This is a genomic window from Brenneria tiliae (assembly GCF_023347575.1).
Classification (GTDB): domain Bacteria; phylum Pseudomonadota; class Gammaproteobacteria; order Enterobacterales; family Enterobacteriaceae; genus Brenneria; species Brenneria corticis.
The window spans coordinates 1-310 of sequence record NZ_JAKPCB010000049.1; the positions used below are offsets into that span (position 1 = coordinate 1).

Consider the following 310-nt stretch of genomic DNA (forward strand, 5'->3'; position numbering starts at 1 on the left):
ATTTACAACTGGGTGGTGACGCCACGGTAAATGTTACCGACACGGTCGATACCACCACACTAACGCTGGGCGATATCACGGTAGCGGAAGGTAGCGACAGCGCCACCGTCAGCGCCACGCTGAGTAATCCTACCGATCGTGCCTTTACGGTGACGTTAAGTAATGGCGCGACCATTACCTTTGCGGCCGGAGCGACAATCGGCACCTCATCAGCCTTTGCAGTACAGAGTGACGATGTCTATCAAGACGGTGAAAGTTACACCCTGAGCGTAACCAACGCGGGTGAGCATAATTTCGAACAGTTAGATAC

Annotated in this window: 1 protein-coding gene; it reads left to right on the forward strand. The window is 53.2% G+C overall.

Features of this window, described 5'->3' with window-relative positions; all coding sequences use genetic code 11:
* The coding region (locus MFP24_RS00240; protein WP_249228635.1) for an immunoglobulin-like domain-containing protein at positions 1-310 on the forward strand (310 nt) is incomplete at both ends.